The following is a 21,178-nucleotide window of genomic DNA, read 5'->3' on the forward strand; positions in this document are numbered from 1 at the left end:
TGGGCGCGCTCGGCGACGCGCTGGGCGCGCGCAGCCGGCTGGTGCTGACGGGTACGGGCGCGACTGAGGCGGCGGTGCGCACCGCCGACCTGTCGGGCGCGGGCGTGCTCGCCTTTGCCACCCATGGCCTGATGGCGGGCGAGCTGGACGGGCTGGAAGAGCCCGCGCTGGTGCTGACGCCGGCGGGCGAGGACGACGGGCTGCTGACCGCCAGCGAAATCATGCGCCTGCGGATCGGCGCGGACTGGGTGGTGCTGTCGGCGTGCAACACCGCCGCTGGCGCGGACAGCGACGAGGCGGGGCTGACCGGGCTGGCGCGCGCGTTCCTGCACGCCGGCGGGCGCAACCTGCTCGCGTCGCACTGGCCGATCCGGGACGACGCGGCCGCGTGGCTGTCGGTGGAGACGGTGCGGCGTTATGGGCGTGGCGCGGACCCCGCGCAGGCACTGCGCGCGGCGATGCTGGCGATGATCGATCGCGCGCCCGTGCCCGACGCGCGCCACCCGGTGCACTGGGCGCCGTTCATCCTCGTCGGACGATAAAGGGGGCGCCGCCCGCTGACCGCGCGGGACGCCCCCTCCCCCCTTGGCGGTGCGATCAGCCGATCGGCTTGGCGGCGGGCAGCGCGCCGGCCTGTGCGACGAGGCCGCTATACGCTTCCATGAAGGCGGACGTCAGCATCTTGCCGTCGCCCGAGCTGGCATAACGCCCCATCGTGCCCTGGCTCGCCGCGACCCAGTCGGACGCGCCCATGATCGACATCGTCGACTTCTTGGACTGCCCGGTGGCGGCGATCAGCGTCTGGCCGCTGGCCGGGCTGACCAGGCGCAGGCCGGCGGAGACCGTTTTCTTCTTGCCGCCCAGCCCGCCGAACATCCCCATCAGCGCGCCCGCCATCGGCACCCGGCCGAGAACCTGCCCGGCAGCGCCCGAGCGCACCAGTCCCTCGGTCAGCGCGCCCTTGGCGACGTTCATCGTCTTGTCGATCTCTTCCGAAGACCCCGCCACCGCCGTCAGCAGGAAGTCGGCGGGCCGGCCGCTCGCGGCGTCGTGGAGCGTGAAGCAGCCCGACTTGGCGATCATCGCGGCCAGCATCGCGCGCGGGCTCTCCAGGTCGAACTTGGTCCACCCCTGCGTGTCGCCGTCGGTCAACGCGACGACGCCAAAGGATCTTGCACAGGCGGCGAGCGGCGTTGGCGCGTCCTTTGCCGCAGCGGGCGAGACAGCGAGTAGCAGCGTCCCGGCGAGCGTCGCCTTCTTGACCTTCGAAATGACCATCATCGTTTCCCCGTTCTGGCCCGGCGATCGGCCGCCGGTACGGGAAGGACGATCGGCCCGATGGCCCGGCTGGGGCCAGTGACAAGCACTGTCCCAGCCGTGACATTTACGGTTAGCCGCCGCCTCAAGGAACGCGCTGGAACCCCGCCGCGCCCGTCACCGCGCCGGCATCGAACGTGCCGATGGTGTAGGCCATGCCGACCAGGTTGCCGCCCACGCCCGTCACGAAGCCGCTCGCCTGTCCCGTGCACCCGCCACAGCGGCCCTTTTCCGAGGTGACCGTGCCGGAGCCTTCGAAGAACCGACCGCCCTGTGACGTCGTCAGGTCGACCGACGGCGCGGTCAGCCCGCCTGCCGAGGCGAAGTTGAACCGGTCGCTGGCAATGGCGAGCAGCATGTCCCACCCGACCTTCGCCGTGGCGAAGTCGATCACCAGCTCGCCCTTCATCGTGCCGGTCAGCGCACCGCCGACCTGCGTCGGCGTGGTGCCGCCGGCGAGTTGATAGCTGGCGCGGCCGGTCGGCAGCGTGCCGCTGGGATTGCCGCCGAACACATAGTGGATGTTGTCGGTCGTCGCGAGCGTGCGCCCGGTGACGCCGACACCTGTCGTCGTGCCGTCCGTCCACCGGGTCCAGCCGATCGCCCGGTCGATGCCGCCAAAATCTACATTCTTGGCGGTGCCCAGCTGATGGCGACCGTTACCGGCGCCGGCGTTGACGTCCACCGCCGTCAGCTGCGGGGTGATGCCGTTGCTGCTCGACACGAAGTTGTTCGTGGCGGTGGGGTTGCCATCCGTCGGGGGATTGGTCCCCACCACCCGCAGCCCGCGCACCGCCGCGAAGGACTCGTAGGTGGTCTGCGGCTGGACGAACCCCGCGCCCAGCGTCACGCCGCGATAGGCGGCCGTGAAGGTCGTGGGGGTGGTCGGGATCGGCCCAGACTTGGAGAACGCGGCGACGCCGTCGACGAATTTGACCGTTGTGCTGGCCCCGTCGCGGATCGTGTAGGCCAAGCCGAAGTGGCTGGCGCCCGGCCCGGCGGCGAAGCCCTGATACTCGAACCGGCAATCGCCCACCGAGCAGGCGGGACTTGCGGTATTGGGCAGGTCGATCGTGCCGCTGCCGCTATTGCCCGCCAAGATCGAGAGGCTAGGCGCGGCCAACCCGCCGGTCGACTGGACGCGATAATCGAACCCGGCGATTGCCACCGTTGCGTCGAGGCCGAAGCGGCTGGTGCCGAAGTTGATCGACAGCGCGCCGGTAAAGCTGCCCGCCGCGACGCTGTCGTCGCGCATCGTCGGTCGGGTCGCGCCGAGTAGTGAGAAGAGCGCGGTACCCGAGACCGGTAGGTTGGTGACCGGCAGCCCCCACACGAAGTGATCCCCGCTCTCGGGCCCACGCGCCAGGCCCAGGATCTTGGTGCCACCGACCAGCCGCGACCAGCCGATCACGCCCTTGTCGCGACCCGCGTCGACCTCCGTCCGGTTGGCAAAGCTCGCATTGACGCCCGACGGCCGCCGGTAGCCGGTGAAGGCACCGTTGGCATCATAGATGGGGGTGATGTTCCCCTCCTGGTTGGTCTCCGTCAGGATGGCAAAGGCGATGCGTTGATCGGAGCGAGACTCCGGCGGCCGCACCCCGTCGGCGGCGACGGTCGGGGGCGGGGTAGGGGTAGGCGCTGGCGTGGGAGTCGGCGTGGGTGTGGGTGTCGGTGTGGGTGTCGGCGTCGGCGTGGGGGTTGGCGTTGGCGTTGGCGTGGGCGTGGGCGTTGGCGTTGGCGTGGGCGTGGGGGTCGGACTTGGCGTCGGGGCCGGGGTCGGCGCGGGGGCGGTGCTCACCGGGATCGTGCCGACGCTGTAGCCCGCCTGCCGCAACGCCTGCGTGATCCGGGCGGCCAGCGCGGCATCGACGCCGGGCGGGAAGCCGGTCTGCTGAAGGGTGCCGAGCAGCGCCTGGATCTGCGCGTCGGTCAGCGGCAACGGACCGGTGCCCCCGGCCTGGCCAAAGGCGATCAGCGCCTGCAGCAGCGGGGCCAGACCTGCCGCGCTACCCGGGAATGTCCCGAGCAGCCCCTGGATCTGGCCGGTGGTCGCCACCGCCTGCAGCGTGCCACGCGCAGGGTTCTGCGCGATCGGAAAGCCTGCAAAACCGAGCGACGCGGGCGTGGTGACGCTCGGGTTGGCGAGATATTGCGCGGCGGCCTGGGCGCGCTGCTGGACCTGCGCGAGGATGTTCGCGGTCGCAGGCGTAGGCTGCGCCCCGGCGGCAACGATCCGTGACGGCGCGCTGCCTGCCGAACCGGCAAAGGCGCTGCCGGCGGTAAAGCTTTGGCTCGATCCCCCGCTCGCGATCGTGACGCTGCCCGCGCCGGTGAAGCCCCGGACGCCGCCGTCCGCGCCGATCTGGAGATTGGCCGCCCCACCCTGCCCCAGCGACACCGCGACGCCGTTGCCGGCGAGAATGGCTTGTCCGCCGGCCTGCGGCGCGATGGCGGTGAAGCTGCCACGCGAGACGGTCAGCTGCCCGCCCGCCGCGACCTCGAACGTCGCCGGACCGACGATCGACACCAGCGTGCCGTCGCCCAACCGCATCTGAACGACGCCGCTGTCGACGCGCTGCTCGCCGGCGGGAAGCGGTCCCGGCGCGAAGCCGCCGCTGGCGAAGATCACCGTGCTGGCGGCGATCGGCGCATGGACGACGCTGATCGCGGTGGCGGCGAGGAGCAGGGTGCGGAGCGGCTTGGTCATGATGGATACTCCCGAAGGCGCAGGTTCTAGAATTCGAAGCGGAGGCCGACGCCGGCGGTCCAGCGATCGTAATCGTACAAGGCGAGGCTGCTCTCGTTGCGCGTGTAGGTGACCCGGGGCCGTACGCTCACGTGGTCGGCCAGCACGACGCGCAGACCCAGCGACAGGTCGAGCCGCACATCTTCGCGCCCGGCGAGGAACAAGGGGTCTGCGCCATCGTGATCGCGATACTCGACGCCTGCCCCGCCCTGCACAGCGAGACGGGCCGAGACCGGCACCTCCGCTCCGACCTGACCGTTGACGAAGGTGAAGCTGAAATGATCCGCGCCGGCGCGGCGGGTGTCCTCGCGCCCGCCACCCGCACCGGCATAGACCGTGCGGCCGGTATAGACGACGCTGCCGGCGAAGCGGTCGGCATCCCGCAGCGGCTGATTGTCATAATTGAGCCGATAATATTGCGCGGATAGCGACAACGCCGCGCCGTCGGTCAATCGCTTAGTATAGCGCCCGACCGCGCCGACGCTCGACTGATAGCCGTCGCCGTCGAGCAGGAACACCTGTGCCTGCCCCGCCAGCGACAGCACGTCGCGGTTGGCGAGCGTGTGCGCGACCCCGGCGGTGACGATGCCCGACAGCTGGTCGACGAAGCTCGATCGCAGGTGATCGCGCCAGTTGCCCAGCACCGACCCGAACACGCGCGTCTGCCGGCCGACCGCGGTGGAGCCTGAGAGGCCGCCCTGCACCTGCACGAACGGCTCGTCGCGCTCCACCGCCGGGCCGGTGAGCGCCGCTGGTCCTAGAAACGCGAACGCCGGCAGCAGGATCGAGGTCTGGTCGGTCGCGGCGTTGATGTTGCTGTCCCAGCCGCCCTCCACATCGAGGAAGCCGGTCAACTCGTCCGCGCCGCCGGCGATCTGGCGGTCGAAGTCGCGCACCAGCCGGGTGAAGCGCTGGCGCACCGGATCGGGGATGCTGGGGTCGCCGACCACCGTGTCGAACTCGGCGCGCGCGGTGTCGATGTCGCCGATTGCGGCATAGGCGCGGGCCAGTTCGGCGCGCGCGGGGCCGTTGTTCGGCTGCACCGCCAGCACGCGCTGCAACGCGACGATTGCCTCGCTGGGTCGGCCGCTGTCGACGGCGGCGAGGCCGAGCGCGTAATCGAACGCAGGATCGCCCGCGCGGTCATCGGCGAGCGGGGCGAGCAGTTCGTAGGCGCGGCCGGCCTGCCCCGCCGCCTGCGCGGCGCGCGCCGCCACCAGCGGGTCCGCTCCCTGCGCGAACACCGGTGCTGCCGCCGCCAACAATCCGGTGGCGACCGCCACCATCCAACTCCGCCGCATCGTGTACGCCCCCATACCCCTCGATGCGGTCGAAATGCGCGACAAGCAGGCTGCGGGTCCAATGACATGCCCGGATCGAGAGGTGACAAAAGCGGTTAGCTTTTCGGATTTCGCAGGTGACGCCGCACGCCTGTTGGTTACAGTCGCGCGGAAATAGAGGGCTTCCCGCATGTATCATCGTACCGCGACCGCCATGGCGCTCGTCCTGTGTGCCGCAGCCGGCGCCCAGGTGTCGCCGTCCGTGCCGCCGCCGTTGGAGCGGACGCAGGCGCCCGAGAACGAGGCGACGAAGCCGGTGCCCGATGCGGTGCCCCGGCCGGTGCCGCCGCCGACCCCGGCACCCAACGCGAACGCCACGCCTGTCGCTGCGGCCGCGGCCAAGCCGCCGAAATGGGACGTCAGCGCACCGCGCGGCCTGCGGACGCGCGAGGTACGGATCGACGTCGACGAGGGCAGCTGGATCAACGTCGACGTGTCGCCGGACGGGCGCACGCTCGCCTTCGATCTGCTCGGCGACATCTACACCATGCCGATCGCGGGAGGCACGCCCCGGCGCGTGGCCGAAGGGCTCGCCTTCGAGCATCAACCGCGCTTCTCCCCCGACGGGCGGCGCATCGCCTTTACGTCCGACCGTGGCGGCGGCGACAACATCTGGGTGATGAACGCCGATGGCGGCGACAAGCGTCAGGTGACCAAGGAGGAGTTCCGCCTGCTCAACCAGCCGTCGTGGAGCCCCGATGGGCGCTTCATCGCCGCCAAGAAGCATTTCACCACCGGCCGCTCGCTCGGCACCGGCGAAGTGTGGCTGTACCATGTGTCGGGCGGCGGCGGCGTGCAGCTGGTCAAGCGCGCCAGCGAGCAGCTGCAGAAGGAACTGGGCGAGCCGATCTTCGCCGCCGACGGCAAGAGCATATTCTACACCCGCAACGTCTCGCCCGGCCCGATCTTCGAATATGCGCAACATTCGCGGACCAGCCTGTTCGAGATCGAGCGCTACCAGCTCGACACGGGCGAGGTGGATACGGCGGTCAGCGGCCTGGGCGGCTCGGTGCGTCCCACGCCCTCGCGCGACGGCAAGCGGATCGCGTTCGTGCGGCGCGAGGACAATCAGACCAGCTTGTGGGTCCGCGACATGGCCAGCGGCGTCGAGCGCGTCGTCTATGACAAGCTCGACCGGGACGTGCAGGAGACCTGGGCGATCACCGGCGTGTACCCGAACATGGCCTGGACCGCCGACAACCGCGCGATCATCTTCTGGGCCGGCGGCAAGCTGCGCCGCGTCGATGCGGACGGCGGGGGTGGCGCGGTGATCCCGTTCCGCGTCGCCGACACGCGCGTGATGATCGACGCGATCCATCCCGCCGTCGAGGTCGCACCAGACCGCGTGGTGACGAAGATGCCGCGCTGGGCGAGCGTGTCGCCGGACGGCCGCCAGGTGGTGTTCGAGACGCTGGGCAAGCTGTGGGTCAAGCCCGTTGCCGGGGGCGCGGCGCGGCGGCTGACGCGTGGCGACGAGATGGAGCTGTGGCCGAGCTGGTCGCGTGATGGACGCCAGGTCGTGTTCGTCGGCTGGACCGATGCGGGGCTTGGACAGGTCAAGCTGGTTGCGGCGGGCGGCGGCACGGCGCGCAACGTCACCACGATTGCGGGCCACTATCGCCGCCCACGTCTGTCCCCCGATGGCCGCACAGTGGTGTTCGAACAGAATGGCGGCGGCGAGCTGACCGCCGCGCGCGGCAATCCCGGCACCGGCGCGTATCGCATCGCGGCGACGGGCGGCCTGCCGGTGCGGATCGCCAAGGACGGCTCCGACCCGCAGTTCGGGGCCGACAACGACCGCGTGTTCCTGACCCGGACGGAGAAGGACAAGCGCCAGCTGGTCAGTACCGACCTGAACGGCGGCGATCCGCGCGTCCACGCGGCAGGCGAGCTGGTCAACGAGTATCAGGTCAGCCCGCGCGGCGATCACATCGCGTTCCGTCAGAACTATGCCGCGTTCGTGATGCCGTTGCTGCCCGGCAAGCAGGCGGTCGAGGTCGACAGGAAGTCGGGCCCACTGCCCGTCACCCGCGTCAGCGCCGACGGCGCGGACTTCCTGCACTGGTCGGGCGATGGCGCGCGGGTCGGCTGGAGCATGGGGCCGACGCTGTATTCGGCCGACACCGCCGCGCTGTTCGCCGCCGGCCCGCAACCCGAGGACGCACCCAAGTTCGCAGGCCCGCGTTCCGGCGTGTCGCTGTCGATGGACGTGCCCGCCGCCAGGCCAACCGGCACCGTAGCGCTCACCGGCGCGCGCGTGGTGACGATGGCGCGCGCTGATGGCGGCATCATCGACGATGCGACGATCCTGATCCGTGGCGACCGCATCGTCGCGGTCGGCCCACGCGCGACGGTGAGCGTGCCCGCGGGCGCGACAGTGGTGGACCTCGCCGGCAAGTTCATCATCCCCGGCCTCGTCGACGCACACGCGCACGGGCCGCAGGGCGAGGACGAGCTGATCCCGCAGCAGAACTGGGACGCAATGGCGAACCTCGCCTTTGGCACGACGACCGTCCACGACCCGTCGTCGCGCGCGGCCGAGATATTCCCGGCCGCCGAGATGCAGCGCGCCGGCCTGCGCCTGCAACCCCGCACCTTCTCCACCGGCGAGATCATCTACGGTGCCAAGGCGGCCGGCGTTTACGCCGACATCGGCAGCTATGACGACGCGCTTGCGGTGGTGCGACGGCTCAAGGCGCAGGGTGCGTCCAGCGTCAAGAACTACAACCAGCCGCGCCGCGAACAGCGCCAGATGGTGGTCGCCGCCGCGCAGGCGGAGGGGATGCACGTCGTTCCCGAAGGCGGCTCGCTGTACACGATGGACGTCAGCCTGATCCAGGACGGCAACTCCACGGTCGAGCACAACGTGCCGTTGGAGGTGTTCTACGCCGATCTGGTGCAGCTGTGGACGCAGTCCAAGACCAACTACACGCCGACGCTGGTCGTCACTTATGGCGGACCGGCGGGAGATCCGTACTGGCGCTCGCGCTCGGATATCTGGAAGCACCCGCTGCTGTCGCGCCACGCACCGCCCGCCGTGCTCGCCGCGCAGAACGCGCGGCGCGAGACCGCGCCCGAGGGCGACTATGTGGACGACGAGTCGGCGCGCGAGGCGAAGAAGCTGGCCGACAAGGGCGTGCAGGTATCGATCGGCGCGCACGGCCAGCAGGCGGGACTGGGCGCGCACTGGGAGATGTGGAGTTTCGCGCGCGGCGGCTGGTCACCCGTCGAGGCACTGCGCGCGGGCACGATCATGCCCGCGACATCGCTCGGCTATGCCAGGGACATCGGCAGCCTGGAGGCGGGCAAGCTCGCCGACCTGGTGGTGCTCGACGCCGATCCGACGGTCGACATTCGCAACACCGAGAAGGTCGCGCGCGTCATGCTCGGCGGGCGCCTGTATGACGCCGCGACGCTGAACGAGGTGGCGACCGGCACGTCCCGGCGGCTGCCCTATTGGTGGGAGGGCGCGAATGGCGGTCGCGGCGCCAGTGCGACGCGCGCTGGCGCGCGGGGACATGGCGACTGACCGTCAGCCGCGCCGCGTCCGAAAGGCCTGGCGCATGATCCTGGACAGCGCCTCGACCGAATAGGGCTTGCGCAACAGCTGCACGCCCTCGACGCCGCCGTCGCCGTCCGCCAGTTCCTCGCTGTACCCGGTCGTCAGCACGACGGGCAGACGGGGGTCGCGCTCGCGCAACAACCGCGCGAGGTCCAGCCCAGACATGTCGCCGGGCATGACGATGTCCGAGAAGACCAGATCGAAGCCCGTGTCCCCGTCGATGATCGCCAGCGCGGCGGCGGCATCGGCGGCGCGGACCACGGTATAACCCAGCTCCTCCAGCAGCTGCGACGCGACCTCGCCGACCTGCTCGTTATCCTCGACCAGCAAGAGACGCCCCTGCGCGGTTCCCGTCATCGGCGCAGCCCGATCGACCGGCAGCGGTTCCGCGCCTGCGGAAACCTGCGGCAGGTAGAGCGTGAACGCCGTCCCGCGTCCCACCTCGCTCTCCACCCGCACCTCGCCGCCCGACTGCTTGGCGAAGCCATAGACCTGGCTCAGCCCCAGGCCGGTCCCACGCCCAACGCCCTTGGTGGTGTAGAAAGGCTCGAATATGCGCTGCAGCCGGTCGGGTGCGATGCCCTGACCCGTATCGGCCACGGTGACCGCGACGAACGGCTTGCCGTCGATCTCCAGTCCATCGGCCACGGCGATGGTCAACATGCCCTCGCCGTTCATGGCGTCGCGCGCGTTGACCGCCATGTTGAGCAGCGCGGTCTCGAACTGGTTGGCGTCCGCCTCGACATGGCAGCTGTCGCAGCCGATCGCAGTGCGTACGGTGACGCGCTGGCCCACCGTGGTGTGCAGCATCTCCGTCGCGCTGCGGATCAGCGCGGCGGCGTCGAACACCTCGGGCCGCAGCGGTTGTTTCCGCGCATAGGCGAGCAGCTGGCCCGTCAGTTTGGCGGCACGATCGGCGGTGTCGCTGATCGCGTCTATGTAGCGACGCTTCCTGTCCTCCGTCACCTCGCGCCGGCGCAGCAGGTCGACGGACGAGCGGATGATGGTGAGCAGGTTGTTGAAGTCATGTGCGACGCCACCGGTCAGCTGGCCGATCGCCTCCAGCTTCTGGCTCTGGCGCAGCGCCTCCTCCGTGCGCGCGCGCTCGGCCATCTCCACCTGCAAACGGTCGTTGGCGGCGGCGAGTTCCTCCGTCCGAGCCGCGACGCGGCGCTCCAGGGTCTCGTTCAGGTCGCGCATCAACGCTTCGGCGCGGCGTCGATCGGAGATGTCGTTGAACAGGATGGCGACGTGGCGAGCCTCCGGCCGGCCGACACGGTAGGCGTACACGTCGTACCAGCGGTCATCGAGCGAGGCCGCGTGATTGGTGAAGCGCACGGACTCGCCGGTCAGCGCGACGCGGCCATAGATGTCATACCAGTGTCGCTCCAGGCCGGGCGCGATCTCGCTCATCCATCTGCCGCGCCAGTCGTGCAGCCCGGTCTGTCGCTCGAACGCCGCATTGGCGTCGATCATGCGATAGTCGGTCGCTTGCCCGGCATCGTCGAACACCACCTCCGCGATGCAGAAACCTGCATCGATCGAGTTGAACAAGGAGCGATAGCTTTTCTCCCCCTCCTCCCGAGCGCGCGCCACCGCCAGTTCCTGGCGTGCATCGGCGAGTTCGCCGGCGCGGGCGCGGGTGTCGGACAGATCGGTCACCACCGCGCACATCAGCGGCTCGCCGTCGCTCGGCATCGGGCTGAGCGACAAGGTAGCCGGCGCGGTGCCGCCACCAGCCGATCGGAGCGATATCTCGGCACGCCCGCCGTCCTGCAGCAGTGTCGCCAGCGGGACGCTGGTGTCGGCGATCAGCCGGTCGATCCGTGTTCCCACGATCCGGCTCGCCGGCTCGCCGACCAGCTCGGCGAAGGCATGATTGCAATACAGGATCAGGCCGTCGCCCGACAGCGTCAGCGCGCCTTCGCGCATCTGCTCGATCAGCAGGCGGTAGGGCCGGTCTGCGCTTTCCAGCGTGAAGATGCGGCGGTCGGCATGGTCGCCCACAACCAGCGCGTCGACCTCGCCCGAGCGGATCGCATCGAGCGTTTCTTCGGACTCGGCGAGCCGCGCTTCCAGCTCGGCGATCCGCTGCCGATACACCTCGTCAGTGGAGATATCGGCGACGGCGGGGTTCACCCTGCGCCGTTCCCGGCCGCGACGATCCCGAGACCGTGCAGGACCCGCGCCTCGTCGCTCAGGTCGCCGATGATGCGCCGTACGGGCAGGGGCGACACTTTCACCAGGGTCGGTGCGGCAACTACCTGATGATCACGCGCGGCTTCCGGGTCCTGGTACACGTCGATCACTCGGAGGTCATAGCGGCCGGGCAGCTCGCGTTCCAGCAGCCGACGCAGATTGTCGATCGCGCGCGTCGAACGTGGCGACGCGCCGGACACGAACAGGCGCAGGACGTGTCGGTCTTCCCCGGCCGACACGGGGACGCTCAAGACGGTTCGGGCCGCAGCTCCAGCCCGACCAGCACCTTTTCGACATCGGCCAGCGTACCGATGACACGCTTGATCGGCGGCGGCAGGCGGCGGACCAGCACCGGCACCGCCAACACCTGATCGGCGGCGGCAAGCTCGGGATGCTTGACCAGGTCGACCACCTCGACCGAGTGACAGCCGGGCAGATGTGCCTCGCACAGCTTGTTGAGGTTGGCGATCGCGGCCAGCGACTTCGGGCTTTGGCCTGCGACGTACAAGCGAAGGCGGTAGTGACCCTCGGGCAGTCCCTCGCCCTCGGCATCCAAGTCACTGAACGGCAGCACCGGGCGCTGCCCGCCTTCTTCCGCCGGCGCGCTCACTCGCCACCTCCGCGCCGGTTCAGCATGGCCTCGCGATCGGCGTCGATCCGCTGCTCGCGTCCCTCCGCCTGTTCTACCAGCCGCTCGATCTCCGCCTCCTCCGCGGCCAGCGCCGCGCGTATCTCGAGCATCTGGCGCTCCGAGGCGGCACGCTTCAGCGCGAAATCGCGTCGACGGCGATCGCTGTCCTGGCGGCGTTGCAGCCACTCGTCGCGCTCGAGCGCCTCCTGCGTCTCGCGCGCACTGCCCGTCAGCACGCCCGCCGGGCCGACATAGGCGCCGATCAGCTTCACCCCGTCATCGGTGATCGCGTATTCGCGGATCTGGTTGGAATGGCTCATGCCGCGCGATTTTAGCAGGTACAGGACCGAGTTGCGCTCGCCGTTCGCCTCCAGGTGGTGCAGGCCCAGCCAGCTGTCCATCAGGGACGACAAGCTCTGATCGCTGTGGTCGCCGCCATGTGCGCCCGTCAGATTGGTGAACATCGCGGTCAGCCCCTTGACCTTCAGCATGTCGATCATGCGCAGCAGCATGGAGTGTACCTCCGACTGGGGTCCGCGCAGCGCCGAGATCGGATCGACGGCGACCACCACCGGCTCGAAGCGCTCGATCGTGCGGTTCATGTAGGTCAGGTGCGTCTCCAGCCCGAACAGGCTCGGACGCGCCGCTTCGAAGCACAGCAGGCCCGAATCGACATGCGCCTGTAGGTCGATGCCGACAGAGCGCATGTTGCGCATGATCTGTTCTCGCGACTCCTCGAAGGAAAAGAAGACTGCCTTCTCGCCGCGCTTGCACGTCGCGTCGATGAAGCTGGCGGCGAAGGTCGTCTTGCCGGTCCCCGACGTGCCGGAAACGAGGATGCTGGAGCCACCGTAGAACCCGCGTACGCCCAGCATCGCATCCAGGCCGGCGATGCCGCTGGAAACGATCGCGTCCTGGATCGGATGCTGCAGCCCGGCCGACGTGACCGGCAGCACGCTGATCCCGCCCTTGTCGATCAGGAACGGATATTCGTTGGTGCCATGCGCGGAGCCGCGATATTTCAGCACGCGCAGACGCCGGGTGGTGATCTGATCCTCGACCCGGTGATCCAGCGCGATCACGCAGTCGGAGATATATTCCTCGATCCCGTGCCGCGTCAGCCGCCCTTCCTCACCGCGTTCGGCGGTGATGATCGCGGTGACGCCGCGCGCCTTGAGCCACTCGAACAGTCGGCGCAGTTCGGCGCGCAGGACCGGGCCGTCGCCCAGGCCGGAGAACAACGCCTCCAGCGTGTCCAGCACCACGCGCCTGGCGCCGACCTTGTCGATCGCATAGCCCAGGCGGACGAACAGGCCTTCCAGGTCGTACTCGCCCGCTTCCTCGATCTCGGACCGCTCGACGCGGACATAGTCGATCGCCAGCTTGCCCTCTGCGACCAGCTTGTCGACGTCGTAGCCGAGCGATGCGCTGTTCGCAGCGATGTCTTCCGCGCGCTCCTCGAAGCTCATCAGCACGCCCGGCTCGTCGAACCGCGTCGCGCCGTTGACCAGAAAAGTAAGTGCGAACAGCGACTTGCCGGCGCCAGCCGCACCGGCGATCAGCGTCGGCCGCCCTGCCGGCAGCCCGCCAAAGGTGATCGCGTCCAGTCCCGCGATCCCGGTGCACGCCTTGGGCAGCCCGGAGTCCGCGCGGCCGCTCACGCCGCTGCCTGCGAAGATACTGAAATGATACGCATCACTGTCCCCTCGCGGGGCTGAATGAAGGCAACGCCCGCGCGAGGCAAGGGCCGCTCGCCCGCGTCAGTCGCCAGCGGCGAGCTTGTCCTGGGTCCGCAGATCGAAGTCGCTGGCGTCGTGACGTTCGTGCAGCTGGCTGGCGGGATCGCCCATCACGCGATTGACCATGCGCCCGCGCTTCACCGCCGGCCGCGCGTCGATCTCGTCGGCCCAGCGAATGACATTGGCGTAGTCCGTCACCGACAGGAACGCGCCCGCATCGTACAACAGGCCCTTTGCCAGCCCGCCATACCAGGGCCACACCGCGATGTCGGCGATCGTGTACTCGTCGCCCGCGAGGAAGCGGCTGTCGGCCAGCCGCCGGTCGAGCACGTCCAGCTGGCGCTTGGCCTCCATCGCGAACCGATCGATCGCGTACTCGATCTTGACCGGCGCATAGGCATAGAAGTGCCCGAACCCGCCACCCAGCACCGGCGCCGCGCCCATCTGCCAGAACAGCCAGCTCAGGGCCTCGGCGCGCGCGGGGTACTCGGCGGGCAGGAACGCGCCGAACTTCTCGGCCAGATACATCAGGATCGCACCCGATTCGAACACGCGCACCGGCTCGGGCCCGCTGCGATCGACCAGGGCGGGGATCTTGCTGTTGGGGTTGGCGGCAACGAAGCCGCTGCCGAACTGGTCCCCGTCCATGATCCGGATCAGCCAGGCGTCATACTCCGCTTCCGGGTGGCCGGCGGCGAGCAGTTCCTCCAGCATCACCGTCACCTTGATGCCGTTGGGCGTGCCCAGCGAATAGAGCTGCAACGGATGCTTGCCGACCGGCAGCTCCTTGTCGTGCGTCGCGCCCGCGATCGGGCGATTGATCGCGGCGAAGCGCCCGCCCGACTCCTTGTTCCAGGTCCAGACGGCGGGTGGGGTGTAGTCGGTCATTGAATGGCTCCAATCGTGCTATCGATGCGACGAAGGCGGGGGCTAGTCGAGAAAGCCTTGCCTTTCCCGGCGAAAGCCGGCGTCCAGATAGGGTCATCCGACTTGACCTTGTGCCTGCTCCCGGCGCCGCCGACCTGGACCCAGGCTTTCGCCGGGGAAGGGCTGGAGAACTGGCATCGCGCGGTCACTCACCGGCCGCCCACGCCGTCAGCAGCGTATGAGCGATCGCATACGGCGGCGGTGCCAGAAACGACCCCTGCTCCCCGGCCAGTACCGCACGCACGTCGTCGCGTGGCACCCAGATCGCGTCCTGTAACTCATTCTCGTCGAGCGTGAGCGCATCGTCCAGCGCCGTCGCAACGCAGGCGATCATCAACTGCGACGGGAACGGCCAGGGCTGACTCGCCACATAGCGCACGTCAGTTACCGCGATTCCGGCTTCCTCCCCGATCTCGCGCGCGACCGCTTCCTCGATCGACTCGCCTGGTTCCAGAAAGCCCGCGAGCGCCGAATAGCGCCCGGCCGGCCACGATGCCTGCCGACCGAGCAGCGCGCGATCATCATGTTCGGCGATCATGATGACGACCGGGTCGGTGCGGGGAAAATGCTCGGTCGCGCAATCGGGACATTTGCGACCCCAGCCGGCGCGGAACACGGTGGTCGGGCTGGCACAGGCCGCACAGAACCCATGGCGCGCGTGCCAGTCGAGCACCGACCGTGCGGCAGCCCAGGTTGCCGCCTCGCCCGGCGCCATCTCCGCCAGCGCGGCCATCAGCCGGGGCGAGCGGAACGCCACGCCGCCAGGCGAGCCAGAGTCGGGCGGGGTGATCGCGGCGACATGCGCGCGGCCGTCTTCCAGCCCCAGCAGCACCAGTTCAGCGTCATCGGGTGCCTGAGCCAGGGACGTCCAGCCGAGCCGTCCGGCCTCGTCGACCTGCGGCTCGTACCCAGGTCCCAGCACCAGCAGCCGCGCGCGCCAGTCCAACACCGCCGCCAGCGCATCGGCATCGTGCCGTAGCCGGTCGGCACGATCCAGCCGACCGCCGGTGAAGCCGGGCGGGCTCACCGCATGAACCGTGCCGCGTCGCTCGCGAGCGCGCGCGCGAGCTCGGTGCGCAGCGGGTAGCGGTCGGCGGGCATGTAGTTGACCATCACCGTTCCGCGCACCCTGCGCGCCGGGTCGACGAACGCGATCGTGCCGGCCGCCCCGCCCCAGCCATAGGTGCCCTTCGAAAAGCCGCCCGGCGCGTCGGCGAGGTAGACGGAGCCTCCGGCGCCAAAGCCCATCATCGCCATCCCCTCTGTACCCCCGGTCATGCCGCCGATGCCACCGAACTTGACGCCGGCGGGCAGCAGATCTGACATCATCGTGCGGATGGTCTCCGGGTTGGCCACTCGCACGCCGTCCAGCGTTCCGCCCTCCTGGAGCATGTGCAGGAACCGGTCATAGTCGCGCGCCGACATCACCAGTCCGGCGCCACCATAGGGAAAGCTCGGGTCCTGCAGCCACGCCGATGTCGCCGCGGGGTCGACCGGCACGCGCTTGTCGCCGGCAAAGACGTAGTTGGTGGCGAACCGCCCGACCTCGGACTGCGGCACCGTCCAATAGCTCGACCGCATGTTCAGGGGCGTGAACAGCCGACGCTGCAGGAACGTCTCGAACGACATGCCCGACGCCTTTTCGATCACCGCGCCCATTACGTCCAGACCGATCGAATAGCTCCACTTCGTTCCCGGATCGGCGATCAGCGGCAGCGAGGCGACACGGGTCGCGAACTCCTGCAGCGAGCGCGGGCGGACCTGGCGGGCCTGCGTCTCGACGGTCGCGCTGACCTGACCGGGCAGGATCCCCAGCCGCTCATATTCCTTGAGCAGCGGCCCCTTGGTGATGATGTTGTATCCCAGGCCCGCCGTATGCGTGACGAGGTGCCGGACGGTGATCGGTCGCGCGGCGGGGCGCGAGGCCAGGCTGTCCGGCCCGGTCAGCACGCGCATGTTCCTGAACGCGGGGATGAAATCGCTGATCGGCTGGTCCAGCTTCAGCTTGCCGTCCTCGACCAGCAGCATGGCGGCGAGGCCGGTGATCGGCTTGGTCATCGAATACACCCGCCACAGCGAATCCGGCCCGGCCGCGGCGGCGGTCGCCTCGTCGCCGAGACGACCCGACTGGACGAACAGCGTCGGCAGCGGGCCGACCCCGAACGCGCCCACCGCACCGGGCATCTTGCCGTCACGGACATAGCCGTCGAGCAGCGCCTGCGTACCCGGCAGCAGAGCGGCGCCCGGCAGGCTCGCGGGCGCGGGACGCGGTGCTGGTCGGGTTGCAGCTTGCGGCCGAAGCTGGGGCTGGGGCTGCGCCTGCCGCGCGAGGACCGCCGGCCCGATCAGCGTCGCAAGCAGCGCGGCGCTCAGCATCAGCTTGATCTTCATGCAACTCTCTCCAGCACCCGCGCCGCCTTGGCGAACAGCGTCGGCAGACCCGCCGATGCCAGCTCGGCGATCGGCCACCATTGTCCCGCCACGACATGGCCGTCGACCCGAGCCACCGCAAGCGCGAGTTGCAGATCGAAATGGGTGAAGGAGTGGCGGACCCTTTCGTCCAGGAGGCGCCAGTCGGCACCGGCAGGCGCGCCCTCCAGCCCCGGCGGTGCGTCTCCCCAAGGTCCGGTCGGCAGTGCCCTCATCCCGCCCAGCAGGCCAGAAGCGGCGCGGGTCACGAGAAGCACTTCGCGCCCGACCCCGCTTGCACCCTCTCGGTCGATCCAGAATACGGTTCCGAACCGCTGCGGCTTCGCCTTCTTCGCACCCTTCACCGGAAACCGCTCCGGCATTCCCGTCGCATACCCTGCGCACTCCTCACGCAACGGGCAGAGCAGGCACCGTGGCTTGCGCGGCGTGCAGATCGTCGCGCCGAGGTCCATCATGGCTTGCGCGAAGTCGCCCGCCCGTGCCGCCGGCGTGATCGCATCGGCGGCGGCACGGATCGCCGGCCGTGCGGCGGGCAGTGGCACCCCGATCGCCCGCAGCCGCGCCACCACGCGCTGGACATTCGCGTCGACCACCACCGCGCGCTCACCGAACGCGATCGCCGCAACCGCCGCCGCCGTATACGCGCCCAGCCCCGGCAGCGTGCGCAGCTCGGATTCGGTCACGGGAAAGCGCCCGCCATGCTTGGCCATGACCGCGCGCGCCGTCTTCACCAGGTTGCGGGCCCGCGCATAATAGCCAAGCCCCGCCCACGCCGCCATCACGTCGGCCTCGTCCGCCGCCGCCAGGCTCGCGACGTCAGGCCAGCGTGCCACCCACGCCACCAATCGCGGCCGAACCGTGGCGACGGTGGTCTGCTGCAGCATCACTTCGGACAGCCAGACGCGGTACGGGTCCGCCATCTGCCCCGGCTTCGTGCGCCACGGCAGATCGCGGGCATGGAGATCGTACCAACCCAGCAGCCGATCGGACACGGATAGCGGCTTGGCGGACACGGGCGCGCTATGGCATGGAAGCCTCTGTGAGCAAGCGTCCCCCTCAGCCCGAGCCCCAGCGCGCGAATCGATCGCGCGCGGTGTCGGAACTGTTGCCGGCGATCGGTGGTGCGGCGTTCCGCAAGTTCGGCTTCGTCCAGTCGGCGATCGTCAGCCGCTGGCCCGACATCGTCGGCGAACGCTGGGCGGGCGTCTCGCAGCCCGAATCACTCCGCTTTCCACCCGGCGAGAAACGCGACGGCACGCTCAGCCTGGTCGTCAAAGGCGCGCACGCGCCGATGATGCAGCACATCACGCCGGAGATCGCCGAGCGGGTAAATCGCTTCTTCGGCTACGCCGCCGTCGCGCGCGTCCAGATCCGCCAGGGCGATGTCGCCCCTCGGATCGCCCGGCGTGCCCCGCCGTCGCTGAAACCTGCGCCCGCCGAAATGGGCCTGGGGATCAAGACCATCGCCGACCCCGAACTGCGCGCGGTGCTCGAATCGCTCGCCGCCGGGGTCGCGGCATCCACCGGCATTCCACGGATCAGCTGATGCGCATTCTCTTCGTCTTCTCCGCCCTCATGGCGCTGACCGCCGCCGCGCCTGCCCGCGACTGGAGCACGGTCGCGGCGAAGACACCGGCCGGCGCCTACGTGATCGGCAACCCGCGCGCGGCGGTCAAGCTGATCGAATATGCCAGCTACACCTGCTCGCACTGCGCGGAGTTCTCCGTCGAGAGCGACAAGGAGCTGAAAGGCCGGCTGATCCGCACCGGCGCCGTCAGCCTGGAATTCCGCCACTTCGTCTTCAACGGCATCGACCTCGCCGCGGCCATCCTCGCGCGCTGCACGGGGCCGCGCGGGTTCGCCGCCACCACCGGCTATCTGTTCGCCACCCAGGGTGAGTGGCTGCCACGCGGGGCCGCGTTCCTGACGGCCAACCAGCAGCGCATCACGATGTACCCGCGCGCTGCCCAGATCCGTGCGATGGCGGACGGTGCCGGATTGACGGCCGCCGTCGTCGCGCGCGGGCTGTCGCCCAAGGCGGTCGACGCCTGCTTCGCCGATACCGCCGAGATCGATCGTATCCTGGCGATGACCGCGAACAAGCCCGCCGCGATCACGTCCACCCCGTCCTTTTACGTCAACGGCAAGCTCGTCACGAACGCGCATTGGGCGGAATTGCAGCCGCACCTGCGTGCCGCCGGCGCGCGCTGATCCCCACGGAGTAACGGTCATGAAGTTCCTCGTCCCGCTCGCCCTGTCGCTATCGCTTGCCGCCTGTGGTGGCACCACCGGCAGCACGGGCGACAACACGGCCGCCGCCGCGCCGGTCGCCGGCACCGCAGCACCTGCGGGACAGGATTGGACGCAGACGGTCGCCAGGACCGCCGAGGGTTTCGTGATGGGCAACCCCAACGCGCCCATCAAGCTGGTCGAATATGGCTCGCGGCTGTGCCCGACCTGCAAGGCGTTCGCCGATGCCGGCTACAAGCCGCTGACCGAAAACTATGTCAAAGCGGGCAAGGTCTCGTTCGAATTCCGCGAGTTCCTGGTTCACGGTCCCGCCGACATGCCGCCCGCGCTGCTCGGCACCTGTGTCGGCACGGAGCCGTTCTTTCCGCTGATGGAGCAGATGTTCGCCAATCAGCCACAGTTCACCGACAAGTTCGCCGCCGCGCAGCAGGCGTTGCAGACCGCACCGCCCGCCCAGCGCTTCCGCGCCATGGCCGATGCGATGGGACTGGTCGATTTCGTCAAGCAGCGCGGCGTTCCCGAAGCCAAGGCGCAGGCCTGTCTCACCGATGCGGCCGAGATCGACCGGCTGACCAAGATCACGCAGGACAAGGGCCCGGGCGGCGACGGCACCGTCGCCGGCACGCCCACCTTCCTGCTCAACGGCAAGGTCGCTGAGGGTGCGATCTCCTGGGCGCAGGTCGAAGAAGCGCTGAAGAAAGCGGGGGCTTGAATCCTCCCCGGACGGGGAGGGGAACCGCTCGGCGCAGCTGAGTGGTGGAGGGGGGCGGGCCGCATTGGTGGTCACGCGGCGAGAACCCCCTCCGTCAGCCGCTTCGCGGCTGCCACCTCCTCGTGAACGGGGAGGATTGAGAAACAAGAGCACCCCCCGCATACCCGCCCCGATGCAGATCAAGCGCCTGCGCATCGCGGGGTTCAAATCCTTTGTCGATCCGGTCGACCTGCCGATCGCGCGCGGGCTGACCGGGGTCGTCGGACCCAATGGCTGCGGCAAATCCAACCTGCTCGAGGCGTTGCGCTGGACGATGGGCGAGACCAGCGCGCGCGCGTTGCGCGGCGGCGAGATGGACGACATCATCTTCGCGGGCACCGCGACGCGCCCGCAGCGCGACTTCGCCGAGGTGTCGCTGCTGTGCGAACTCCCCACTTCTGACGGGGCCGACGAGCATGAGGTCGTGCGCCGGATCGAACGCGGCGCAGGATCGGCCTATCGCATCGATGGTCGCGATGTGCGCGCCCGCGACGTCCAGCTGCTGTTCGCCGACGCCGCCACCGGCGCGCATTCGCCGGCGATGGTCAGCCAGGGGCGGATCGGCGCGGTGATCGCCGCCAAGCCGGCCGAACGCCGGCAGATGCTGGAGGAAGCGGCAGGCATCGCCGGCCTCCACGTCCGTCGGCGCGAGGCGGAACAGCGACTGCGCGCGGCCGAGCTCAATCTGGAGCGCCTCGACCTGCTGATCGGCGAACACACCGCGCGTGCAACGCAACTCCGTCGTCAGGCGCGAGCCGCCGAACGCTATCGCCGGCTATCCGACGGCGTCCGAACGGCGGAGGCGCGGCTGATCTTCGCCCGCTGGCGTGACGCAGCCGCCGCCGCCGAGGAGGCCGGCGCGGAAGCGGCCACGCTCGACAGCCGCGTCGCGGCGGCCACCGCGACGGAGATCCGGGCCGCCGCCGCGCAGGTGGAGGCGCACGGGCTGCAGATCGAGGCGCGGGTCGCCAATGCCGCGAGCCGCGAGCGCGCGTCGGAGGCGGGACACGCGCTCGCCGGGCTGCGGCGCGATCTAGCCGAGTCAGAGCGCAGAATGACCGATCTCGCAACCACGGCAGCGCGACTGGCGGAGGAGCGCGCCCGTGAAACCATGCTGGCCCGCGATGCCGCGACGGCGCTGGAGCGGCTCACCGCCGACAAGGCGGCGCTCGATGGGCAGCTCGCGGCGCAGTCGAGCGCGCTGCCCTCGCTGCAAGCCGCGGTCGCCGGGGCCGAGCGGCAGGCGCGCGACGCGGAGGTGGCGCTGGCCCAGGCACAAGCACGGG

At 69.8% G+C, this 21,178-nt stretch carries 17 protein-coding genes; 6 read left to right on the forward strand and 11 right to left on the reverse strand.

Features of this window, described 5'->3' with window-relative positions; genetic code table 11:
- Positions 1-542, forward strand: a 542-nt coding sequence (locus tag JWN21_RS10810; RefSeq protein WP_299649663.1) for a CHAT domain-containing protein, incomplete at its 5' end; no start/stop codon positions are given.
- Between the two features lie 55 nt (positions 543-597).
- Here the strand turns inward: JWN21_RS10810 and JWN21_RS10815 are convergent.
- The 3 genes from JWN21_RS10815 to JWN21_RS10825 all read right to left on the reverse strand — a co-directional run bounded on the left by JWN21_RS10815 (position 598) and on the right by JWN21_RS10825 (position 5,364).
- Positions 598-1,281: an SH3 domain-containing protein gene (locus JWN21_RS10815; RefSeq protein ID WP_299649666.1), complete on the reverse strand. Its 684-nt coding sequence runs from the start codon at positions 1,279-1,281 to the stop codon at positions 598-600.
- Between the two features lie 121 nt (positions 1,282-1,402).
- Entirely contained in the window at positions 1,403-4,024 is a 2,622-nt protein-coding gene (locus JWN21_RS10820) for a hypothetical protein (RefSeq protein ID WP_299649669.1), read from the reverse strand.
- A gap of 26 nt (positions 4,025-4,050) precedes the next feature.
- Positions 4,051-5,364, reverse strand: coding sequence for a porin family protein (locus JWN21_RS10825; RefSeq protein WP_299649672.1), 1,314 nt, complete (start codon positions 5,362-5,364; stop codon positions 4,051-4,053).
- A 169-nt stretch (positions 5,365-5,533) separates the two neighbouring features.
- On the opposite strand from JWN21_RS10825, the gene JWN21_RS10830 reads away from it, so the two are divergent.
- Entirely contained in the window at positions 5,534-8,932 is a 3,399-nt protein-coding gene (locus JWN21_RS10830; RefSeq protein WP_299649675.1) for an amidohydrolase family protein, read from the forward strand.
- 3 nt (positions 8,933-8,935) lie between these two features.
- Here JWN21_RS10830 and JWN21_RS10835 read toward each other — a convergent pair whose 3' ends face one another.
- The 8 genes from JWN21_RS10835 to JWN21_RS10870 all read right to left on the reverse strand — a co-directional run bounded on the left by JWN21_RS10835 (position 8,936) and on the right by JWN21_RS10870 (position 17,871).
- Complete coding sequence (locus JWN21_RS10835) at positions 8,936-11,104, reverse strand: ATP-binding protein (RefSeq protein WP_299649678.1); 2,169 nt, start codon at positions 11,102-11,104, stop codon at positions 8,936-8,938.
- Positions 11,101-11,403 (reverse strand): circadian clock KaiB family protein, encoded by a 303-nt coding sequence (locus JWN21_RS10840; RefSeq protein ID WP_299649681.1) that lies wholly within the window; start codon positions 11,401-11,403, stop codon positions 11,101-11,103. Before JWN21_RS10840 ends, JWN21_RS10835 begins: the two co-directional genes overlap by 4 nt.
- A gap of 8 nt (positions 11,404-11,411) precedes the next feature.
- Positions 11,412-11,774, reverse strand: a complete 363-nt coding sequence (locus JWN21_RS10845) for a circadian clock KaiB family protein (protein WP_299649683.1) — start codon at positions 11,772-11,774, stop codon at positions 11,412-11,414.
- On the reverse strand, positions 11,771-13,456 hold the full coding sequence (kaiC, locus tag JWN21_RS10850; protein WP_299649686.1) for a circadian clock protein KaiC: 1,686 nt from the start codon (positions 13,454-13,456) through the stop codon (positions 11,771-11,773). The genes JWN21_RS10845 and kaiC overlap by 4 nt, the downstream gene beginning before the upstream one ends.
- A 99-nt stretch (positions 13,457-13,555) precedes the next feature.
- Positions 13,556-14,422 (reverse strand): glutathione-dependent disulfide-bond oxidoreductase, encoded by an 867-nt coding sequence (gene yghU, locus JWN21_RS10855; protein ID WP_299649689.1) that lies wholly within the window; start codon positions 14,420-14,422, stop codon positions 13,556-13,558.
- A 184-nt stretch (positions 14,423-14,606) separates the two neighbouring features.
- On the reverse strand, positions 14,607-15,488 hold the full coding sequence (gene nudC, locus JWN21_RS10860; protein ID WP_299649692.1) for an NAD(+) diphosphatase: 882 nt from the start codon (positions 15,486-15,488) through the stop codon (positions 14,607-14,609).
- The gene (locus JWN21_RS10865; RefSeq protein ID WP_299649695.1) at positions 15,485-16,852 is read right to left on the reverse strand and encodes a serine hydrolase; all 1,368 of its coding nucleotides are present in this window, start codon (positions 16,850-16,852) and stop codon (positions 15,485-15,487) included. Before JWN21_RS10865 ends, nudC begins: the two co-directional genes overlap by 4 nt.
- Positions 16,849-17,871, reverse strand: a complete 1,023-nt coding sequence (locus JWN21_RS10870) for an A/G-specific adenine glycosylase (RefSeq protein WP_299649710.1) — start codon at positions 17,869-17,871, stop codon at positions 16,849-16,851. Before JWN21_RS10870 ends, JWN21_RS10865 begins: the two co-directional genes overlap by 4 nt.
- Before the next feature lie 47 nt (positions 17,872-17,918).
- Between JWN21_RS10870 and JWN21_RS10875 the strand changes: the two genes are divergently transcribed.
- The 4 genes from JWN21_RS10875 to JWN21_RS10890 all read left to right on the forward strand — a co-directional run.
- Positions 17,919-18,437 (forward strand): DUF721 domain-containing protein, encoded by a 519-nt coding sequence (locus JWN21_RS10875; protein WP_299649698.1) that lies wholly within the window; start codon positions 17,919-17,921, stop codon positions 18,435-18,437.
- A complete protein-coding gene (locus tag JWN21_RS10880) occupies positions 18,437-19,102 on the forward strand; it encodes a thioredoxin domain-containing protein (protein ID WP_299649701.1) in 666 nt (221 codons plus the stop codon). The genes JWN21_RS10875 and JWN21_RS10880 overlap by 1 nt, the downstream gene beginning before the upstream one ends.
- A gap of 19 nt (positions 19,103-19,121) precedes the next feature.
- Complete coding sequence (locus JWN21_RS10885) at positions 19,122-19,853, forward strand: thioredoxin domain-containing protein (protein ID WP_299649704.1); 732 nt, start codon at positions 19,122-19,124, stop codon at positions 19,851-19,853.
- A gap of 172 nt (positions 19,854-20,025) precedes the next feature.
- On the forward strand, positions 20,026-21,178 hold a 1,153-nt coding region (locus JWN21_RS10890; RefSeq protein ID WP_299649707.1), incomplete at its 3' end, for an AAA family ATPase.

The organism is Sphingomonas bacterium (assembly GCF_028292945.1).
Taxonomy (GTDB): domain Bacteria; phylum Pseudomonadota; class Alphaproteobacteria; order Sphingomonadales; family Sphingomonadaceae; genus Sphingomonas.